The 19,434-nt window shown below is 72.0% G+C and carries 18 protein-coding genes and 1 pseudogene; 10 read left to right on the top strand and 9 right to left on the bottom strand.

All coding sequences use genetic code 11. The features are described from left to right. Positions 1-7: 7 nt before the first annotated feature. Entirely contained in the window at positions 8-1,204 is a 1,197-nt protein-coding gene (locus ACGF2V_RS02505) for a hypothetical protein (RefSeq protein ID WP_389045445.1), read from the bottom strand. Positions 1,205-1,414: 210 nt separating this feature from the next. Further along, on the bottom strand, positions 1,415-4,048 hold the full coding sequence (gene pepN, locus ACGF2V_RS02510) for an aminopeptidase N (protein WP_362622603.1): 2,634 nt from the start codon (positions 4,046-4,048) through the stop codon (positions 1,415-1,417). Positions 4,049-4,269: 221 nt separating this feature from the next. On the opposite strand from pepN, the gene ACGF2V_RS02515 reads away from it, so the two are divergent. Then, positions 4,270-4,920 carry a DsbA family protein gene (locus tag ACGF2V_RS02515; RefSeq protein ID WP_362622601.1) on the top strand — a complete coding sequence of 217 codons (651 nt, stop codon included), beginning with the start codon at positions 4,270-4,272 and terminating at the stop codon, positions 4,918-4,920. A gap of 346 nt (positions 4,921-5,266) precedes the next feature. After that, entirely contained in the window at positions 5,267-5,725 is a 459-nt protein-coding gene (locus ACGF2V_RS02520) for a GNAT family N-acetyltransferase (RefSeq protein WP_362622598.1), read from the top strand. Here ACGF2V_RS02520 and ACGF2V_RS02525 read toward each other — a convergent pair. Beyond that, positions 5,712-7,025 carry an MFS transporter gene (locus ACGF2V_RS02525; protein WP_362704221.1) on the bottom strand — a complete coding sequence of 438 codons (1,314 nt, stop codon included), beginning with the start codon at positions 7,023-7,025 and terminating at the stop codon, positions 5,712-5,714. The two genes, ACGF2V_RS02520 and ACGF2V_RS02525, sit on opposite strands and share 14 nt — an antisense overlap. 61 nt (positions 7,026-7,086) lie before the next feature. Between ACGF2V_RS02525 and ACGF2V_RS02530 the strand changes: the two genes are divergently transcribed. Both ACGF2V_RS02530 and ACGF2V_RS02535 read left to right on the top strand, forming a co-directional pair. Continuing rightward, positions 7,087-8,103, top strand: a complete 1,017-nt coding sequence (locus ACGF2V_RS02530; RefSeq protein WP_362704223.1) for a winged helix-turn-helix domain-containing protein — start codon at positions 7,087-7,089, stop codon at positions 8,101-8,103. Between the two features lie 109 nt (positions 8,104-8,212). Beyond that, the gene (locus ACGF2V_RS02535; RefSeq protein ID WP_362704226.1) at positions 8,213-9,064 is read left to right on the top strand and encodes a hypothetical protein; all 852 of its coding nucleotides are present in this window, start codon (positions 8,213-8,215) and stop codon (positions 9,062-9,064) included. A gap of 197 nt (positions 9,065-9,261) precedes the next feature. On the opposite strand, the gene ACGF2V_RS02540 is transcribed toward ACGF2V_RS02535, so the two are convergent. Next, the gene (locus ACGF2V_RS02540; RefSeq protein ID WP_362704228.1) at positions 9,262-9,666 is read right to left on the bottom strand and encodes an ATP-binding protein; all 405 of its coding nucleotides are present in this window, start codon (positions 9,664-9,666) and stop codon (positions 9,262-9,264) included. 216 nt (positions 9,667-9,882) lie between these two features. Between ACGF2V_RS02540 and ACGF2V_RS02545 the strand changes: the two genes are divergently transcribed. The 3 genes from ACGF2V_RS02545 to ACGF2V_RS02555 all read left to right on the top strand — a co-directional run bounded on the left by ACGF2V_RS02545 (position 9,883) and on the right by ACGF2V_RS02555 (position 11,988). Then, positions 9,883-10,764, top strand: coding sequence for a helix-turn-helix transcriptional regulator (locus tag ACGF2V_RS02545; protein ID WP_362622587.1), 882 nt, complete (start codon positions 9,883-9,885; stop codon positions 10,762-10,764). Further along, positions 10,761-10,970, top strand: coding sequence for a DUF397 domain-containing protein (locus ACGF2V_RS02550; protein ID WP_362622584.1), 210 nt, complete (start codon positions 10,761-10,763; stop codon positions 10,968-10,970). Before ACGF2V_RS02545 ends, ACGF2V_RS02550 begins: the two co-directional genes overlap by 4 nt. Before the next feature lie 310 nt (positions 10,971-11,280). Further along, entirely contained in the window at positions 11,281-11,988 is a 708-nt protein-coding gene (locus tag ACGF2V_RS02555) for a hypothetical protein (RefSeq protein WP_362622581.1), read from the top strand. 72 nt (positions 11,989-12,060) lie between these two features. On the opposite strand, the gene ACGF2V_RS02560 is transcribed toward ACGF2V_RS02555, so the two are convergent. Beyond that, on the bottom strand, positions 12,061-12,900 hold the full coding sequence (locus tag ACGF2V_RS02560) for an MOSC N-terminal beta barrel domain-containing protein (RefSeq protein WP_362622578.1): 840 nt from the start codon (positions 12,898-12,900) through the stop codon (positions 12,061-12,063). After that, complete coding sequence (locus tag ACGF2V_RS02565; protein ID WP_362704231.1) at positions 12,897-13,574, bottom strand: CatB-related O-acetyltransferase; 678 nt, start codon at positions 13,572-13,574, stop codon at positions 12,897-12,899. The genes ACGF2V_RS02560 and ACGF2V_RS02565 overlap by 4 nt, the downstream gene beginning before the upstream one ends. A gap of 185 nt (positions 13,575-13,759) precedes the next feature. On the opposite strand from ACGF2V_RS02565, the gene ACGF2V_RS02570 reads away from it, so the two are divergent. Beyond that, the gene (locus tag ACGF2V_RS02570) at positions 13,760-14,632 is read left to right on the top strand and encodes an alpha/beta hydrolase (RefSeq protein ID WP_362704234.1); all 873 of its coding nucleotides are present in this window, start codon (positions 13,760-13,762) and stop codon (positions 14,630-14,632) included. Positions 14,633-14,762: 130 nt separating this feature from the next. Here the strand turns inward: ACGF2V_RS02570 and ACGF2V_RS02575 are convergent. Continuing rightward, positions 14,763-15,209, bottom strand: a pseudogene (locus ACGF2V_RS02575) (superoxide dismutase); the annotation flags it as partial. A 160-nt stretch (positions 15,210-15,369) separates the two neighbouring features. On the opposite strand from ACGF2V_RS02575, the gene ACGF2V_RS02580 reads away from it, so the two are divergent. Beyond that, positions 15,370-15,816 (top strand): hypothetical protein, encoded by a 447-nt coding sequence (locus ACGF2V_RS02580; RefSeq protein WP_362704237.1) that lies wholly within the window; start codon positions 15,370-15,372, stop codon positions 15,814-15,816. Positions 15,817-15,856: 40 nt separating this feature from the next. On the opposite strand, the gene ACGF2V_RS02585 is transcribed toward ACGF2V_RS02580, so the two are convergent. Further along, positions 15,857-17,056 (bottom strand): FGGY-family carbohydrate kinase, encoded by a 1,200-nt coding sequence (locus ACGF2V_RS02585; RefSeq protein WP_392910495.1) that lies wholly within the window; start codon positions 17,054-17,056, stop codon positions 15,857-15,859. On the opposite strand from ACGF2V_RS02585, the gene ACGF2V_RS02590 reads away from it, so the two are divergent. Further along, positions 17,055-17,774 (top strand): histidine phosphatase family protein, encoded by a 720-nt coding sequence (locus ACGF2V_RS02590; RefSeq protein WP_362704240.1) that lies wholly within the window; start codon positions 17,055-17,057, stop codon positions 17,772-17,774. The genes ACGF2V_RS02585 and ACGF2V_RS02590 overlap by 2 nt on opposite strands. On the opposite strand, the gene ACGF2V_RS02595 is transcribed toward ACGF2V_RS02590, so the two are convergent. Continuing rightward, the gene (locus ACGF2V_RS02595) at positions 17,764-19,230 is read right to left on the bottom strand and encodes an amino acid permease (RefSeq protein WP_362622557.1); all 1,467 of its coding nucleotides are present in this window, start codon (positions 19,228-19,230) and stop codon (positions 17,764-17,766) included. The two genes, ACGF2V_RS02590 and ACGF2V_RS02595, sit on opposite strands and share 11 nt — an antisense overlap. Between the last annotated feature and the right edge of the window lie 204 nt (positions 19,231-19,434).

Consider the following 19,434-nt stretch of genomic DNA (forward strand, 5'->3'; position numbering starts at 1 on the left):
CGTGTGGTCAGCGGGGCAGGATGACCAGACGGGCGGCCGGTGCGCGGTCGGCCGCCGCCGACAGGGCCGTACGCGCCACGACCGCCTGCTGCTCGGCCGCGTCGAGGAGCTTTTCCGGCGGGAGATGGACGACGGTGACCCCGAGCCGTTCCAGATGCTCCCGCTGGGCGAGGCAGGCGGACCAGTGTGCGTCGTGTTCCGCCTGGCGCCGGTCGCCGTCGAGCCTGCTGTGACGGGGTGCCCTCACGTCGAGCACCACGGCGACCGCGTGCTCGGGCCAGTAGGCGTCCACCGCGCCCAGGTGCGGGCCCCCGGGCAGCCGCAGGTCCACGTTCCACAACGGCTCCGGCAGGCCATACGACCGCACCAGCGCGTACAGCCGGTCCTCCGCCCGTGCGCGTCCCTCGACGAGCAGCGCGTCGACCGCGTCCGCCACGTGTGGACGGTCCAACAGCCCGGCCCGGCTCAACTCGCGTAAGACAGCGTTAGGTTCGGCGTGCCCGTCGCGCACGGCAGCGGTGAGCAGCCGCGGTACGGCCGACCCGTCCGAGAGCCCGGCGACCGCGTCCGCGAGCGCCCGTTCCACCGGGGCCACGGGCAGCCCGCGGACCTGCTCCGGGCGGGGACGGTCGGCGGCCCGCACCAGGCGCACGTCGCGCACCGAGCGCAGGCGGCGGGTGCGCGGCACGAGTACGTCGATCCGCTCCGGCGTACCGGACGGCACCGCCGCCGTGAACCCGTGCAGTACGAGCGCGGCGAGCCCCGTGAGCATGGCCTCCCCGTACCCGGGGTCCGTGCCCGGACACGCCTGCCCGTCCGTGCCCGGCCGTCCGTCCGCGCCTGGCGGTTCGTTCCCCGTCTGCCCGTTCCCCGCCTGCCCGTTCGCTCGTGTCCGTCCGCCCGGGCCCGGCTGTTGTCCGCTCGGCAGGCCGTGCGTGCCACGGCGCAGGGAGGCCGGGGGCCGGCCCGCGTACAGCAGGGCGGAGCGCAGCCGCTCCTCGACGGACGGCGGTCCCGGGTGCAGGACGTACACGCCGGGCAGCGGCTGCTGCCACGGGCCACCGGCGCCGCACCGCGTGGCCGCCTCCGCCGCGGACACGCCGTACGCCCGCAACTGCACTGCCGAAAGCACGCGTTGTCGGACATCGCCGGTGATGCGGAGGCGGCGGGGGGAAGGCGGGATGTACGAGGAATTCGGCGTCATGTGTCCGGGTATCCCGCATCCGGCCCCGGTACCAACCCGCTGTTACAGACCCGTCGGCAAACCGGGACAACACAGTCCTCAAGTGTGTGCGTCCCGCGGCCGAAAAGGGCCGCCGCGACGGCCCGGCGGAAGGGGCCGCCCCGACAGGAATCCCCGCCGGAACGGCCCCCACCGGACCATCGGACCACCGGGCCCGCGTCCGTCCCCCCGTCAGATCCCGGTCGGCGCGGTCGTGCCCGCGTCGCACGCCTGGGCCCGCAGCGACCGCGCCAGGTCGTCCCGCGCCTCCAGCACCAGCCGCCGCAGCGCCGGTGCCGCGTCCGCGTGGGCGGTCAGCCACGCGTCCGTCGCCTCCAGCGTGGCGGGGCTGTCCTGGAGCGCCGGGAACAGGCCCCGCACCACGTTCATCCCGGTCTGGATCGAGCGCTCGGCCCACACCCGCTCGATCACGGCGAAGTACTTCTCCGCGTACGGCGCCAGCAGCTCGCGCTGCGAGGGCTGCGCGAAGCCCGCGATCACGGCCTCCGTCAGCGCGTTGGACAGCGCGTCCGACTCCACGACGTCCGCCCAGGCGCGCGCCTTCACCTCGGCCGAGGGGCGCGAGGCCAGGCAGCGCACCTGGTGCCGCTCGCCGGACGCCGTGTCGTCACGGGCCAGTTCGGCGTCGAGCACCGACACGTCGACCACCCCGTGCGCGGCCAGCGGCGACAGGAACGCCCAGCGCAGCTCCTGGTCGACGTCCAGGCCGTCGATGCCGGCCGAGCCGTCGAGCAGCCCCGACAGCAGGCGGAAGTCCGCCTCCGAGTCGGCGACCGACGCGAAGAACCGCGCCCAGGCCAACTGGTGTTCGCTGCCCGGGCCGGCGACCCGCAGCTCCCGCAGCGCGCCCTCGGACAGCGCCCTGCCGCCCTCCTCGCGCCACTCCGGCGCCGCGTAATGGGTCACGGCCGTCCGGGCCCAGGCGTGCAGCATCTGCAGGACGCCGATGTCGGACTCCCGGCCGGCGAAGGCCAGCACGAGGGAGACGAAGTCGCGGGCCGGCATCAGGCCGTCGCGCGTCACATTCCACAGCGCCGACCAGCACAGCGCCCGCGCGAGGGGATCGGTCAGATCCCCGAGGTGCTCCCGCAGCGTCGCCAGCGACATCTCGTCGAAGCGGACCTTGCAGTACGTCAGGTCGTCGTCGTTGACCAGGATCAGCTCCGGGCGCTCCGCCCCGGCCAGCTCCTCGACCACCGTGCGCGGCCCCGCCACGTCCACCTCGGCGCGCGCGTACCGCACCAGGTTCCCGTCGGCCGCCCTCCGGTACAGCCCGACCGCGACCCGGTGCGGGCGCAGCTCCGGGTGGGACTCGGCCGCCTCCTGGAGGACGGCCAGCTCCGTGAGCCGGCCCGCCGCGTCGTGCGTCGCCACCGGCGTCAGCGAGTTGACGCCCGCGGTCTGGAGCCAGGACCGGGACCAGGCGGTCATGTCGCGCCCGGAGGTCTCGGCCAGCACCGACAGCAGGTCGTCCAGCCGGGTGTTTCCGTAGGCGTGCTTCTTGAAGTAGCGCCGGGCGCCCTCCAGGAACGCCTCCCGGCCCACGTACGCCACCAACTGCTTCAGCACCGACGCGCCCTTGGCGTACGTGATGCCGTCGAAGTTCAGCTTGGCGTCCTCCAGGTCACGGATGTCGGCCGTGATCGGGTGCGTGGACGGCAGTTGGTCGGCTCGGTACGCCCACGCCTTGCGGTTGTTGGCGAAGGTGATCCAGCCGTCCTTGAACCGGGTCGCCTCCACCATGGCGAAGACGCCCATGAAGTCCGCGAACGACTCCTTCAGCCACAGGTCGTCCCACCACTGCATGGTGACCAGGTCGCCGAACCACATGTGCGCCATCTCGTGCAGGATGACGTTGGCCCGGCCCTCGTACGACGCCTGCGTCACCTTGCCGCGGAAGATGTACTCCTCGCGGAACGTCACGCAGCCCGGGTTCTCCATCGCGCCCAGGTTGTACTCGGGCACGAACGCCTGGTCGTACTTCCCGAACGGGTACGGGTAGTCGAAGTGGTCGTGGAAGAAGTCCAGGCCCTGCTTGGTGATCAAAAAGACGTCGTCCGCGTCGAAGTGCTTGGCGAGCCCCTTGCGGCACATCGCGCCGAGCGGGATCTCCAGCGTGGTGCCGTCCTCGAACGTGCGGGTGTAGGAGTCGGTGACGTAGTGGTACGGACCGGCGACGACCGCCGTGATGTACGTCGAGATCGGCTTCGTCTCGGCGAACCGCCACACCCCGTCGTCCCGCGACTCCACGGCCCCGTTGCTCCAGACCGTCCAGCCCTCGGGCGCCGCCACCTCGAAGCGGAAGGGAGCCTTCAGGTCGGGCTGCTCGAAGTTCGCGAAGACCCGGCGCGAGTCGGCCGGCTCGTACTGCGTGTAGAGGTAGACCTCGCCGTCCTCCGGGTCGACGAACCGGTGCATGCCCTCGCCGGTCCGGCTGTACGCGCACTGCGCATCGACCACCAGGAGGTTCTCGCCCTCCGGCAGGTCCTCCAGGGCCACCCGGGTGCCGTCGAAGACGGCGGCGGGGTCGAGCGGGCGCCCGTTCAGCGTCACCGCGTTCACGCTCGGCGCCACCAGGTCCGCGAAGGTCGACGCCCCCGCCCGCGCGGTGCGGAACCGGATCGTCGTCACCGAGCGGAAGGTCAGCGGGCCGGGGGAGGCGCCGTCGCCGGTCCCCTCGGACCCGCCCTCCCCGTCGGGCCCGCCGACGGCGGAACGCAGATCGAGAACGACCTCGTAACCGTCGACGCTCAGCAGCTCGGCCCGCTCGCGGGCCTCGTCGCGGGACAGGTTCTCACCGGGCACGGGCACACTCCTTTGTGTCACGTTCCTTTGTGTACGTTCGATTACTTTGATCCTCCCATGCCGTCGTCCGGCCGGGCGGCCACGTCGTCGACCGGCCCGCGCGCGGGAATGAGCGGTGCGCACGACGGCGTTGTGCCCAGATGTGCGCACGCCCGCATGTGCGTATGCGGGCACGGGCGCACGCCCGCATCACGTGCGATGAGGTCCCGATGAGGAGAGAGATGTCCGAGAACAGCACGGCGACCGGCCGGACCCCCGTCGACTTCTGGTTCGACCCGCTCTGCCCCTGGGCGTGGATGACCTCCCGCTGGATGCTGGAGGTGGAGAAGGTCCGTGACGTCGAGGTCCGCTGGCATGTGATGAGCCTGGCCGTCCTCAACGAGGACAAGCTCGACGAGCTGCCCGAGGAGTACCGGGACATGCTGGAGAACCAGGCGTGGGGCCCGGTCCGCGTGGTCGTCGCCGCCCAGCAGAAGCACGGCGACGACATCGTCGGCCCGCTCTACACGGCGCTCGGCACCCGCTTCCACAACCGGGGCGAGGGTGCCACTCGCGAGGCGATCGTGGGCGCGCTGGAGGACGTCGGCCTGCCCGCCGAGCTGGCCGACCACGCGGACTGCGACACCTACGACACCGAGCTGCGCGCCTCCCACAAGGAGGGCATCGACAAGGTCGGCCAGGATGTCGGCACCCCGGTCATCGCCGTCCCGGGCGCGGACGGCGAGCAGATCGCCTTCTTCGGTCCGGTCGTCACCCCCGCCCCGAAGGGCGAGGAGGCGGCGAAGCTGTGGGACGGCACGTTGCTCGTGGCGTCGATCCCCGGCTTCTACGAGATCAAGCGGACGCGTACGCAGGGCCCGATCTTCGACTGAGCCCGGCGGCAGTCCGGCGCCGGCCCGGTGACCGCCCGGCGACGGCGGCACCGCCGCCGACGAGGTGACGACAGGGGTGTGCGGGACCGGGCCACGAGCCGGTCCCGCACACCCCCGTGCCCCTGGGCACGGCGGGCGGCCCGTCGGGCGCACGGCGCGGCGCGGCAGGGGGCGGCCGTCGGGCGCCGGAAGTCCGTGGCGTCCATGGGCGAGAGCATGGATCATGGTCCGGCGGTCCCGGCCCGGCGAGCCCCCGACGGCGGCGAAGGCGCCGAGCGGAGGGGCGGAACACCGGAGCGGGACGGGACGAGGGACCGAACGGCACGGGGACGACGGAGGGGCGGACATGGACCTGCGACCGGCACGGGCGCACGAGGCCGGATTGCTGACCGAACTGGCACTGGAGTCGAAGGGGTACTGGGACTACGACGCGGCATTCCTCGCCGCCTGCCGCGACGAGCTCACCCTGATTCCCGCCGACGTCGAGCGCCGCCGCACGACGGTCGCCGAGGAGGACGGGCGCGTCCTCGGCTTCACCACCCTGGACGGCATCCCGCCCGAGGGCGCCCTCGGCATGATGTTCATCGCCCCCGACGCGATCGGCCGGGGCATCGGGCGGCGCCTGTTCGAGCACACCGCGGCGGAGGCCCGAAGCCTCGGCTTCGCCCGGCTCACCATCGACGCCGACCCGAACGCGGAACCGTTCTACCGGGCGATGGGCGCGGTCCGGATCGGGGAGACCCCGTCGGGCTCGATCCCCGGACGCGTGCTGCCGCTGATGGAGTACGTGCTCACTCCGCGCTGACACCCCGCCGCGTACCGGGCCCCGCGTCCGTCGTACCGGGGTCCACAGGGCCGGGGCCCACGCGCCCCGCGTCCGCGGGACCGGGATCGGCGGGACCGGGAGCCGCGGGACCGGCGCCCGTCGGCCCGGTGTCCGCCGGTTCCGTGTCCCGCCGCCCGGCCGCCGCCAGGGCCAGGGTGACCGTGAGGGAGGCCCCCGCCATCACGGCCATCGCCGTTCCCGGCGAGGTCAGTTGGGCGACGGAGCCCGCGAGCGCCGCCGCGACCCCCTGCATGGTGAGCATGCCGGAGGCGTGCAGCCCGAGCGCCTGGCCGGTGATCGTGTCCGGGGTCAGGGCCATCAGCCGTTCCTGGAACAGCAGGCTCGCCCCGAACCCGACTGAGGCGAGCGCGGCCAGGGCGAGCGCGAGGGGCAGCCCCGGACGTGCGGCGAACACCAGGTAGGGCGCGGCCAGGAGCAGCAGCAGCGGTGTGGCCGCCCGTCCCCGCCGCAACGGAGCGGCGAACCGGCCCACCACCGTGTCCCCGACGAGCATCCCCAGCGCGGCGAAGGAGAAGAGGAGCCCCGCGTGCCCGGGGGCGTACGGGACGAACAGTGACTCGCAGCCGACGACCAGCCCGTTCGGCACCCAGAGCGCGAGATACGTCCGGCGGCGCGGTCCCGAGGACCACAGCATCCGGTTGACCCGCCACGTCTCACCGACCGACGGCCGCCCGGAGGCCCGGGGCGGACGGCGCGCCAGCCCGAACCGGGCCACGGCCGCCCCCGCCGCGTACAGGCAGGCGGCCACCATCAGCGTCCCGCGCGCGGACAGCGTCACGACCAGCAGCCCGCCGACCGCGTACCCGCAGACCTGCGCCAGACCGGTGCACATGTTCAGCGCCGAACGCCCCAGCAGATAACCGTCCTTGGGCAGGATCTCGTGGAGCAGTCCGTACCGCACCCCGCCGCCCACCGCGGCGACCACCCCCTCGACCAGGATGATCGCGAAGACGCCCGGCAGCGGGAGCCCGGGTACGGCGAGCACGGCGGTCGCCGCCGCGAAGGCGAGCGCCATGCCGCTCATCGCGGCCCGGGGCGGCAGCCGGTCCGCCGCCGACATCAGCGCGGTCGCCCCGATCACCTGGGCGAGCGAGGGGCCGAACATGGACAGGGCGGCCAGCAGTGGTGAATCGGTGGTGGAGTAGACGAGGGTGCCCAGGGCCGGCCCGCTCACCGTCGACGCGGCGACCTGCAGGGCGCTGATCGCGAAGAACGGCCGGAACCGCGGCACCCGGAAGAGTTCCCGGTAGGTGCGCATGCGGGGAGTCTGGGCGGGCGTCGGCGCGGGCCGTTACTGTTTCGCGCGGAGGCGAAACGTCATGGGCCTGTGGGAGATCAACACGGACACGCTCGCCGGGAGCAGGTTCGTCGTCTCACCGCTCGCCGAGACCGTCGCCGCCCTGAAGTCCCTGGAGCGGGGGAGCGCCGGTCACCCCGGTGAACGGTCCTGGCTCGCCGCGCATCTGCCCGCCTACCGGGCCCGGCAGGCCGCCGACCCGGTGGCGGCACTCCTCGTACCGGTGGCGCTCTGCGGCAGTTGGAACGCGGACTTCATCACCCCCACCCCGACGGGCGAGGGCACGCCGACCTTCGAGGAGGAGTTGGCCCCGGTCCGGGCCACCACGTCCGAGCGCGCCCGGTCCGACCTCGTGCTGTCCCTCGGCGACCGGCCGTTCCCGCCGCTCCTGGACCGCGACGACCTGGCCCGGTCCGCCGCCGACGTCCTGCACTGGGTCTGGCGGCACACCGTCCTGCCGGACTGGCCGCGCCGTCGCCGGATCATCGAGGCGGACGTGGTCGCGCGGACCGGGCAGCTGAGCCGGGACGGCTGGGCCGCCGCCCTCAGCGGTCTGCGCCCGGGAATGCGGTGGCTCGGCGGCAGCCGGCTCCGGATCAACGCGCACGACCACCCGCCGAAGCAACTGTCCGGGGCGCGGCTGCTCCTCGTACCGGTCACGCAGAGGGCGGGCTGGGTGTCCTGGGCCGACGACGCCCTGCGGTACGCGATCGTCTACCCGTGCTCGGGCGCCCTCGCCGACGCGGACAGGGAACGGGTGCCGGACGCCCTGGGCCGGCTGCTCGGCCCCGCGCGAGCGGCGGTCCTGGTCCTCCTCGCGCACCCCAAGAGCACCACCCAGCTCGTGGCGCTGACCGGCCAGGGCCTGGGCTCGGTGGGCCGCCACCTCAAGGTGCTGCTGGACTCCGGTCTCGTGGACCGGCGCCGGGCCGGTCGGTCGGTGCTGTACTTCCGTACGGACGCGGGGGACGTGCTGGTGGACGCCGGGCGGGACGGCCGGACGGACGCCGGGCCCGCCGCCCGCCCGGGGCGGGCATAGGCTGCGGACAGCACATCGGAGCCGGGAGGCGATGGGCGCCGAACGCCGGTCGCCCCACACGCCGTTGAGCGAGCGAAGACGACAAGGGGTCGAGCAAGGGGGAGCGACCATGGCGGACCGGAGCGGCGGGAGCGGCGGGAGCGGCACCGGCGGAAAGGGGCGGCGGACGGCGGACCCGGCCGAACTGGGCCGGCTCCTCGCCCCCTACCGGGAACGCCCGACGATGGGCAAGCTCGCCATGACCGTCGTCCCGGCGGTCGCGTTCTTCCTGTTCCTGGACGAATCCCTCGCCACGCACGGCGTCGGACACCTCATATTCGACGCCGTCTGCCTCCTGCTGTCCGTCTGGGGAGCGGTCAGACTGATCCGTTCCTTCGTCTCCTGGCTGGACCTGTACGAGGACGGGATCGTCTACCGGGGCCGGCGCGGGGTGCGGTGGGCGTATGCCTGGGAGGACTTCCACGACGTCACGCTGTCCCACGAGGTCACCTACGTCGGCGGGTCGTCGCGGCCGCTCTCGGACAAGATCGTCGCGCGTCTGTACACGGCGAACGAGAAAATCGCCTGCCACCTCTCCGGCAACTACTTCATCCCCGACAGCGGCGGCGGCTTCCCGCACACGTTCTTCCGGTCCCGGGGCAGCCTGACGCCGATGTTCGGCGGGATCGTCGACCGCGTCGTCGAGGCGCGGGTACGGCTCATCCTGAGCGAACTGGCCGGGGGCGGCGATGTCCGCTATCCGCCCTTCGAGATCGGCGCCACGTACCTCTACGTCGACGACGCCGCCGACGAGATCCCGTGGGACGAGGTCACCCGGATGACCGTGGACGCCCAGCAGATCGCCATCACCGTCCCCCACCTCCAGCGCCGCATGGAAGGCGTCAAGCTCAAGGCGGACGGCACCCGGGGGAACTACCGGGTCGGCGGGACAACACCCTGTACATCGGGACCAAGGACATGAGCCAGTGCCAGAAGGCCATCATCTGGTCCGTCATGGCCCACATCGCGGACTCCCTCGACACGGGCCGGGACAACAGCGTGGACACAGGGGCCCGTTGAGCCGGTGACGTGCCCGCACCTGCGGGCAGGGACCCGTCCGCACCCGCATGTACGTGCTGCGGGTGCGGACGGACGATCCACGGCCGGGGAGCCCGGCCCTCAGGGCGATTCGCGCCGCCCGATGGGCAGTTGTGCCCACACGGTCTTGCCCGGATCGCGCGGCCGTACGCCCCACTTCGCGGCGAGGGCGTCGACGATGACCAGCCCGCGGCCGGACAGGTCGTCCAGCGAAGGCGTGCGCAGTTCGGGCATGCGCCACTGGTAGGAGTCGGACACCTCCAGCACGAGGGTGCTGTGGCGACGGCGTAAACCCAGCTCGAAGTAGTCACCGGTGCCCTTGGCATGGCTGACGACGTTGGTCGTCAACTCGCTGACGATCAGGGCGGTGTCGTCGATGAGCCCGCCAAGTCTCCACTCGGTCAGGACGTGCTCGGCGTGGTGCCGGGCCGCTGGAACGGAGTCCCTGCGGACCCGGAATCTCTTGATGTGCGTGCGCCCGGACATGGGTCCCCCAAGGTCGTGGGTGAGCGTGGGCAGACGGAATCGTGGTCACGGAGTGCGCCGGTTTGGCGTCATGCTGTGATGCGGGCCACGCTAGAGGTGGGACTTGCCGAGATGCAAGCGAATCAAATCTGCAAGCTTGCATTCACTCTTGGGTGGCAAGTGCTGGCGTCTGCGGGCAGTTGCTGGGCAGACTGGTTCGGAAAGTGAGGGGGACGTATGCCCGCAGGTGGGAAGTCCACGGTGCGCAGTCGCCGGTTGGGCGCGGCGCTGAAACGCTTACGCCTGAACGCGCTCCTCGACCAGGAACACGCGGCCGAGGCGGTGGCCTGTTCGACGGCGAAGATCAGCCGGATCGAGTCGGGAGCCGTCAGCGCCCGGGTGGGTGATGTGCGCGTACTGCTCGACCTGTACGAGGTCGAGGACGAGGCTGAACGGAAGCTGCTGGAGAAACTGGCGCGCGACAGCAACAAGCGTGGCTGGTGGATGGACTTCAAGACCGACCGGCCCATGCGTGATGTCTTGGGTGACTTTCTCGCATTGGAGTCCGACGCGACGTACATCCGTACATGGCAACCATTGGTGGTGCCGGGGCTGCTCCAGATTCCGGAGTACACGCGGGCGTTGACGGAAGCCAGTCCCGATGCCGTCGATGACGCCGCGGCGGACCTGGTTGTCAAGGTGAGGGAGGCGCGTCGCCGAGCCTTCGAGGAGCGCGGTACGCGCTTGGCCGCAGTCATCTGGGAGCCGGCGCTGACCGGTCGGATGCCCGATCGAGCCGTCCATCAGGAGCAGTTGACGCACCTTGCGAAGATGGCCAAGCGGCCGAACGTGACCATTCAGGTGCTGCCCATCAGTGAGTGGGCTGCGGCGAGAGCGTCACCTTCCTTCGTCGCTTTCTCCTACGCGCGCGAGACGGCACCGGAAGTTGTTGTGCATGACACGGCTTCCAACTGCGTCATTCTGGAAGACTCTGATGTCATGCCCAGCTATGTGCATGCCTTTGACGCTCTCAGGTCTGCGGCTCTCACGCCGCCCCAGAGTGTCGCCTTCATAAAGTCGGTCGTGAACAGCATCACTGAAGAGATCGAGGAATCGTGAGCAACCGCGTCGTTAACTCCCGTTTCGTCAAGTCCTCCTACTCGACCGGAGGGCAGGCCGCCGACTGTGTCGAGGTCGCCCACACCGCCGACGGCGGCCGGGCCGTGCGCGACAGCAAGAACCCTGACGGCGGGCTCCAGTTCTACGCCCCCCAGGGCTGGGCGGCGTTCATCGACGGGGTGAAGGCCGGAGCCTTCAACGGCTGACTCGGGCCGAAAGGGGTAGCCGTGGTTGACGCGAGAAGGTACCGGGCTTGGCGTGCGGGCGGGGCTCAAACCCCGGAACGACCCTCGATGCGTGCCCGGCGGAGAGCTTGCCCCGGCCTCTTGCCCGGGCAGCTGGCGCGCGGTCAAGGGTAACCATTCGGCCAGCATCCTCGCGGAACCGGACATACCGCGTGAGGCTTGCCAACAGAGGCAATTCGTCCTGATATTCATGCCCTGTCGTACTGACCCTGCCGGTGCGCGTGGCCTCGTAGGAAGGGCGTGCACCGGCCTGCCGGAACGAGGTATGCCCGTGAGGTTGTTCCGCCGCGCCGTCGGCCGGTCCGCCGCCGCTCTCGCCACAGCGCTCGCCGCCGCGCTCTCCCTGACCGCGTTCGGTGGCACCGCCGTCGCGGCCCCGGCCGCCACCGCGTCCGTCGGGCCCGTCAAGCTCTACGTCAAGGGCTTCGGCAGCGGCCCGCTGAACGTCGCCGAGCAGTCCGCCCGGCAGAGCGGACTCGACGCGGCGGTTGCCCGCGGCTTCGCGCGTTCCGAATGTCGGGTGAGCGCCGGCCCCGCCGTCGTCAACTCGCTCCCGAACGGGTGGGTGCAGGTGCACATCGAGTATCTGTGCACCGGTGAGCCCAACGTGGGCTCCCCGACCTTCGTGCTCAAGCGCTACCACAAGAGCTCCGACACCCTCAGCACCCCGTGGGACGCTCCCGTCGGCTACGACCTCCAGGGCCCGCTGGGCACCCTGTTCACCGCGCCCAGCCCGGACACCATGCCCCTCTACCTCTGCCAGGTACGGGGCGACCACTTCGCCACCACCGACGTCGGTTGCGAGGGTCAGACCTACGTGACGCGCCTCGGCTGGCTGTACGCCGCACCGCCCGCCGGAACGTCGAGCCTGCCGCTGCTGCGCTGCCTGCGCAAGGAGAACCGGCAGATCTTCGAGTCGCACCAGCCCGACTGCGAGGGGCAGATCATGGGCGGGACGCTCGGCTACCTCCTGCCCTGATCCTCCTTCGCTCGCCCCGACCCGGTCCGGTCCGTTCCGGTCCAGGTCGGGGCGACCGTATGGGGTCTTCCATCAGCGGCCGAGCCACTCCGCGACCTCGACGCCGTCCCCGACGCTCACCACGCCCTCGCGCACCACCGCGTTCTTCGCGCCGAAGCTGACCTTGTTCCTGTACTCCGGTTCGCGACGGTACGTCGACAGGGTCCGGATCGGCTCCGGGCCCGCGCGGCGGCCGGTGCGCTGGTCGACCATGGGGACGGCGCACCGTGTGGCCCGTACGGAGTGGGCGAGTTCGACCGTGCCGAGGGTCATGCGGCGCACCCGGTCCTCGAAGTGCGGTTCGTCGTCGCCGGTCAGGACGATGTTGGCCCGGAAGCGGTCCATCGGGACGGGCGCCGCGTCGCCCCGGGCGGCGATGCGGGCGTTGAGGTCGTCCAGGGAGGCCGTCGAGGCGACCAGCACCGCGTGCGCGTCGGCGAAGTTGACCTTGCCGGGGGTGTCGCCCCAGCCGTCCCGGTCGAAGCCGGGAACCACCCGCACCAGGCGGGACTTGGCGCCGAGCGCGTCCGAGAACCACTCCGCGACCTCGTCCCCCTGGTCGGACGCGACGCCGAGCGGCTGGTCGAACATGCTGACCTCGCGGTGCGGGCCGCCCCGGTCAACGTCCAGCCGCAGCGGCTCGACGCCCTCGGCGGACAGCGCCAACGCCGCGCCGCCGTCCAGGACTTCGACCCCGATCGCGGCCATCGCGGGGTGCGTGCGCTGGCTGCGGAACGCGCCGTCCGTCGCGTCCACCACCATGAACGTACGGTCGTGTTCGAGGCCGGTCCCGAGAACCCGTGCCGAATCGACCGCGGTTCCGGCGCAGCCCTTGACCGGGTAGTAGGTGAGTTCGCGAACGGTGATGGTCACGGTGTCCCCTCCGGGGCGGCCGCTTCGAGTTCGTCGACGCTGCCGGACATGATGGTGCGGATGTGGCGGGTGAGGTGGTCGAGGGGCCAGTCCCACCAGGACAGGGCGAGCAGCCGGGCGACGGTCTTGTCGTCGTAGCGGGTGCGGATCAAACGCGCGGGATTCCCTCCGACGATGCCGTAGTCGGGCACGTCGGCGGTGACGACCGAACCGGCGCCGATGATCGCGCCGTGCCCGATCCGTACGCCGGGCATCACCGTGGCGCCGTATCCGAACCACACGTCGTTGCCGACGACCGTGTCGCCCCGGTTCGGCAGCCCGGTCAGCAGGTCGAAGTGCTCGGCCCAGGAGCCGCCCATGGACGGGAACGGGAAGGTGGACGGGCCGTCCATCCGGTGGTTGGCGCCGTTCATGATGAACCGCACGCCGGTGCCCAGCGCGCAGAACTTCCCGATGACGAGCCGCTCCGGCCCGTAGTGGTACAGCACGTTGCGGGTCTCGAACGAGGTCGGGTCGTCCGGGTCGTCGTAGTACGAGAAGTCCCCGACCTCGATCAGCCCGGACGTCACCAGGGGCTTCAGCAGCACGACCCGGGGCTGCCCCGGCATCGGGTGGAGCACGGTGGGATCGGCGGGGACGTCGTCGACGGCGAGGTTGTCGGGGACGGGATTCATGGCCCTCATCATCGCATCCGCCTCACCCGGGACGAGTTCCTCCCGGGAACTCGACGCCCGGGAGGGGAACGCGCCTTCGCGGCCGGCGCGGGCGGGACCGGCCCTTCGCCGCCTGTCCGTGCGCGAGCCGCCTGCCCGGCGTAATCCGTTCGACAGGTCCCAAGGACCCGCTCAGGATGAGGCGCATGGATCTGCGCGTGATCGACCCGGTTCGTATCGGTACGGAGCGGCTGCCGGGAGGGCGGCTGCTGGGGTGGGCGGAGTGGGGACCGGAGGACGGCGCGCCGGTGCTGCTGTCGCCCGGCGCGGCCACCAGCAGGCATCTCGGGTTCGGGGCCGACGTGCTGGACGGGATCGGCGTGCGACTGATCTCCGTCGACCGCCCCGGGCTCGGAGTCTCCTCGCCGCTGCCCGGCCGTACGTTCGAGGACTTCGCCGACGACATCCGGGCGTTCGCGGCCCTGCGCGGTCTGGGCAGGCCACTGATGGTCGGCAACTCGCAGGGGGCGCCCTTCGCCCTCGCCTGCGCCGCCGCCGGAACGGTCGCTGCGCTCGCGGTGGTCTCCGGGGCGGACGAGGTGGCCGAGCCGCGGTTCGCCGAGGCGCTCCCGGACGACCTGCGGGGCCTCGTCGGTCTGGTGGTGTCCGATCCGGCCGCCGCCGAGAAGATCTTCGCCGGGTTCACCCCGCGGGCGATGTGGGACCTGGTCATGTCCGGCAGCCCGGACCGCGACCTCGCCGTGTACCGGCAGCCCGCGTTCGCCGCCGCCTACCGCCGCGCCCTCGACGAAGCCTTCGCGCAGGGAGCGGACGGATACGCCCGCGACACCGTCCTGGCCATGGGGTACTGGGGGATCGCGCTGCCGGACATCGCCGTGCCCGTCGACCTCTGGTACGGGGAGCAGGACACCGGCCACTCGCCCGATCACGGCGAAGGGCTGGCCGCGCGCATCCCGGGCGCGGTCCGGCACCTGGTGCCCGACGCGGGCGGGTCGGTGCTCTGGACCCACGCCGAGCAGGTGCTGAGCACCTTGCTCAAGCACGTCGCCGCGCCCTGACGTCCTGCCGTGGCGACACGACGGAAGGACCCCCGCCAGGTCACGTCCTGGCGGGGGTCCTTTCTTCATCCGCCTGCCCGGTGAAGGCTGAGAAGACGATCACGAGGCAGGACGTTCACGCGCCTCCCGGTCAGGGGGCGAGCAGCAGCACGTCGGCGCGCTCCTTGGCCGCCGCGTAACGCTTCGCCACGTCCTGCCAGTTGACGACGGCCCACATGGCGTCGATGAAGTCGACCTTCTGGTTCTTGTACTGGAGATAGAAGGCGTGCTCCCAGGCGTCGAAGACCAGGATCGGGACGGAGCCCTGGCCGACGTTGCCCTGGTGGTCGTAGACCTGCTCGACGATCAGCTTGCCGCTGACCGGCTCGTACGCCAGCACGCCCCAGCCGGAGCCCTGCGTGGTGGCCGCGGCCTTTGTCAGCTGGGCCTTGAAACCGGCGAACGAACCGAACGACTCCGTGATCGCGTCCGCGAGGTCGCCGACGCCGTCCGCCGCGAGGGGCTCGCCGCCGCCGTCACCGGTCATGTTGTGCCAGTAGATCGAGTGCAGGATGTGGCCGGGGAGGTGGAAAGTCATTCGTCCCGGGCCAGGTCAAGGGGCAAGAGGTCGTGAACGAGGCGCCGCGCCATATGGGCGGGTACTTCGCGGGATTCCGGGTCGATATCCGCTGGCAGGAAAAGATCTACAAGTAGCGAGTGGGCTGGGTATGAGACGTTTTCGTGGGTGTGCGATATGTGTGGCTGTTCCTCTGCTGCTGTTCGTGGCCCTGTTCGTGATGCAGGGGTGCGGGGGGAAGAGCCCGGAACTTCGCTCCGAGGAGGTCGTCGGTGTCTGGAAAGGCTCCGGCGGCGGGCGGATCGAGTTCCGGGCGGACGGCACGTTCGACATGTCAGGCATCCCGCGGAGCGCGATCGAGTTCAGCTTCTCCACACCCCCTCCCGGGGAGGGCAGCCTTTCCGGGAGGGGGAGGTGGGACCTGGAGGGGCAGCGGGACCCGAGCAGCGGCGTCGAGCTCCGCTTCGTCGAGGGCGGCTCGTTCACCGATGACGCCGGATTCGCCCTGCTTCGGCCCGTCCGGAGCAGGGACGAGCCGGAGATGTATTTCGATGTGAACCCCGACACGGAGGACGGCTACCGGGTCCGCCGCGAGGCGTCCGACCGGCGCGGTCCCGGGGAAAAGTGAGGGAACGGGGAGCGGGCGCGGGTACAGGTAAGGCCCGGCTTCAGGCGCGGGCGCGGGCTCGCGTGCGGGCCTCGGCGAGGCGGGTCAGATGGTCCTCGTACGCCTTGGCGTAGAACGCCGCACGCGCGGGGTCCGGTTCGACCACCTCCCTCGGGGCCGTCCAGGCGGCCGTGTCCAGCGCCGCGCCGAAGCGTCGCGCCGCCGAGAGGACGGCGCCCCGCGCACCCACCTCGCCCTCCACGATCCGCAGCGGACGGCCCAGCACGTCCGCGAACAGCCGGGTCCAGGCGGGGGAGCGGGTGCCGCCGCCGCACAGCGCCAGGGTGCCGGTGAGGCCCGCGGCGTCCAGGCAGTGGCGGGCGGCGAAACCGATGCCCTCGCAGACCGCGCGGACCAGGTCCGCCGCGGTGGTCTCCAGACAGACCCCGAGGAACTCGGCGCGCAGCCGGGGCTCGAGGAAGGGGGCGCGTTCGCCGGAGGGGGCGAAGTAGGGCCGCACCCGTACGCCGTTGGCGCCCGGCGGGGTGGTGGTGAGCAGCCGGTCGACGTCCGTGTGGCGTACGCCGGTCGTGGCCAGGACCCAGTCCAGGGCCGCCGTGCCGGCCATCGCGGGCATGGCGCGCAGCCAGTGACCGGGACGGTCGGTGGAGATGTGCAGGCCCGCGGGTTCGCCGTCCAGGTCGAGCCGTTCCGTCGCCACGAGCGCGGCCAGACACATGCCGACGATCAGCAGACCGTCGCCGGGCCGGGTGACGCCCGCGCCCAGCGCGCAGGCCGGCAGGTCGTACGGGCCGTTGGAGATCCGTACACCCGAGGGGAGCTCAGCGGTGGCGACCGGGTCGCTGACCGGGGCGAGGAGCGCGGCCCGGTGCCCGAGGCCGAGCGCCGCCACGACATCGGCGGAGTACGTACGCGTCATCGGGTCCAGGAAGGGCATCGACGCGTCGGAGACGTCCGTGGCCCGGACCCCCGTCAGCCGCTGGAAGGCGGAGGCCGCGAACCGGATGGTACGACTTCGGCACGTGCTGCGCCCGCGTCCGGCGCGCACCGCGTGGTACACCGAGCCGTACGTCGCGCTGGTGGACGAGCTGGAGCGGCGCGGCTGGCTCCCCGGCCCGGTCGCGGCCCATACCCGGGCCCGGGCATGGGCCGCGACCGGGCCGGGCCGGGGCGGGAGCGTGCGACCGGCGGGTCCGTCCCCGGCCGACGGCCGCCTCCCCCCACCGAACGGAGGACCCATGACGACGAGTGCGGCCCCGGCCGCCCTGCTGCTCGTCCGCCACGGACAGACCGTCTGGCACGCGGAGAACCGCTATGCCGGGGTCAGCGACATCGCGCTCAGCGACGAGGGGCTCCGCCAGGCCCGGCAACTGGGCGAGTGGGCGGCCCGGAACCCGGTCGACGCGGTCTGGACGTCGACGCTCACCCGCGCGATCGAGACCGCGCGGCCCGCGTGCCGGGCGCTCGGCCTCACGCCCCGGCGCGACCACGAGCTGCGCGAGTGCGACTTCGGCGAGGTGGAGGGGCGCACGCTGGCGGAGTTCGAGGCCGAGCACCCCCGGCGGGGCGGGGAGTACCGCGCCGACCCGGTGGCCCATCCGTTCCCCGGGGCCGAGGACCCCCGGACGGCGGCGGCCCGGGGCGCGACGGCACTGCGCCGGATCGCGGACGAGCACCCGGGACAGCGGGTTCTCGTCGTCGCCCACAACACCCTGCTGAGGCTCGTGCTCTGCGAACTGCTGTCGATCCCGCTGGGCGCCTACCGCCGGGCCTTCCCGAAGCTGCGGAACACGGCGATCAGCGAGGTACGGATCGGGGAGCGGGGCGGGGCGCTGCTCTCCCTCAACGTGCCGTGCGCGCCGCACGCCCCCGCCGCGCCGCACGCGCCCACCGCGCCGCACGTGCCCGCCGTGCCGGACGCGCCGGATGCGCCCCGGGTACCCGACGTCAGCCCGTGACGGCCGCGGCCCGCCGCTGGCGTACGACACCGGCGACGATCAGCACGGCGGTGAGGGCGCCGCTCGCGACCAGTTGGTCGCGCGTGTCCGGCTGGCCCAGCATCAGGACGAAGATCCCGCCCATCGCCAGCAGCGCCACCAGCGTCAGCACCGGGAAGCACCACATCCGCACGGCGAGCTTCTCCGGGGCCTCGCGCTGCATCCGGCCGCGCAGGATCAGTTGGGAGACGGCGATGAAGACCCAGACGACCAGGATCACCGCGCCGATCATGTTGAGCAGCCAGGGGAAGACGTCGTCGGGACGCCAGTAGCTGAGCAGCACGCACAGGAAGCCGAACACCGACGAGGCCAGGACGGCCGCGCGCGGCACGCCGGACGAGATCCGGCCGAGCCGCCGCGGGCCCTGGCCCCGGGCCACCAGCGAGCAGACCATGCGCGAGGAGCCGTAGATGTTGGCGTTCATCGCGGAGAGCAGGGCGACCAGGACGACCACGTTCATGATCTGTGCCGCGCTGCCGATTCCGACGTGCTTCAGGGCCGCGTAGAACGGGCCGACCTCCACGATCTGCGGGTCGCTCCACGGCACCAGGGTCACGACGACGGCCATCGAGCCGACGTAGAACAGCGCGATCCGCCACATCGCGGTCCGCACGGCCTTGGCGACGCCCTGCACCGGGTCCTCGGACTCGGCCGCGGCGATGGTGACGGTCTCCAGACCGCCGTACGCGAAGACGGAGGCGAGCAGACCGATCACCAGTCCTTCGGCGCCGTTGGGCAGGAAGCCGCCCGCGCCGGTGAGGTTGCTGGTGCCGGGCGCGTCCGTACCGGGCAGCAGGCCGAGGACCGCCAGTACGCCCAGGCCGAGGAAGAGCGTGATCGCCACGACCTTCAGGGTGGCGAACCAGAACTCGAACTCGCCGAACTTCTTCACCGAGGCCAGGTTCGTACCGAGGAAGACCACCATGAACAGCGCGACCCACGCCCATTCCGGGGTGCCCGGCAGCCAGCCCGTGACGATCTTCGCGGCGCCGATGCCCTCCAGGCCGACGGCGACGCAGAGCAGCACCCAGAACGCCCAGCCCACGGTGAATCCCGCCCACGGTCCTATGGCCCGTTCCGCGTGGACGGAGAAGGAACCGGAGGCCGGGTTCGCGGCCGACATCTCGCCGAGCATCCGCATCACGAGCATGACCAGCAGCCCCGAGACGGCGTACGCGATGACGATCGACGGGCCCGCGGCGGCGATGCCGGCGCCCGAGCCGACGAACAGCCCGGCGCCGATGACACCGCCGAGCGCGATCATCGACAGGTGCCGCTGCTTGAGCCCGTGGGTGAGCCCGCCGTCGGCGGGGGCGGCGATGACGGTCGCGGGGGACTCGACGGGGGAGTCGGAGCGGGCTGCGGCCCGGGGCTCCGTGGGGTCTTCGGTGGGGGAAGAAGTGGGATTCCGAGACATGGACGTGCTCTGTTCGGTAGGTGACACATGGGGGGACGCGAGGTGTGGCGTGGGGGGACGTCGGGCACAGTCTGAGCGTGCGCACCGGCGGCCGGGAACCACTGTCCGCCATACGGGCACGATGCTCACACATCGTGCACATACGGGCACGCGGCGCCCTCGGCGGGACGTGCCGGAAAAAGCGTCGGCAACCGGCTTTTGGGG

The sequence above is a fragment of the Streptomyces sp. NPDC047982 genome, assembly GCF_043204165.1.
In the GTDB taxonomy this organism is placed as follows: Bacteria; Actinomycetota; Actinomycetes; order Streptomycetales; family Streptomycetaceae; genus Streptomyces.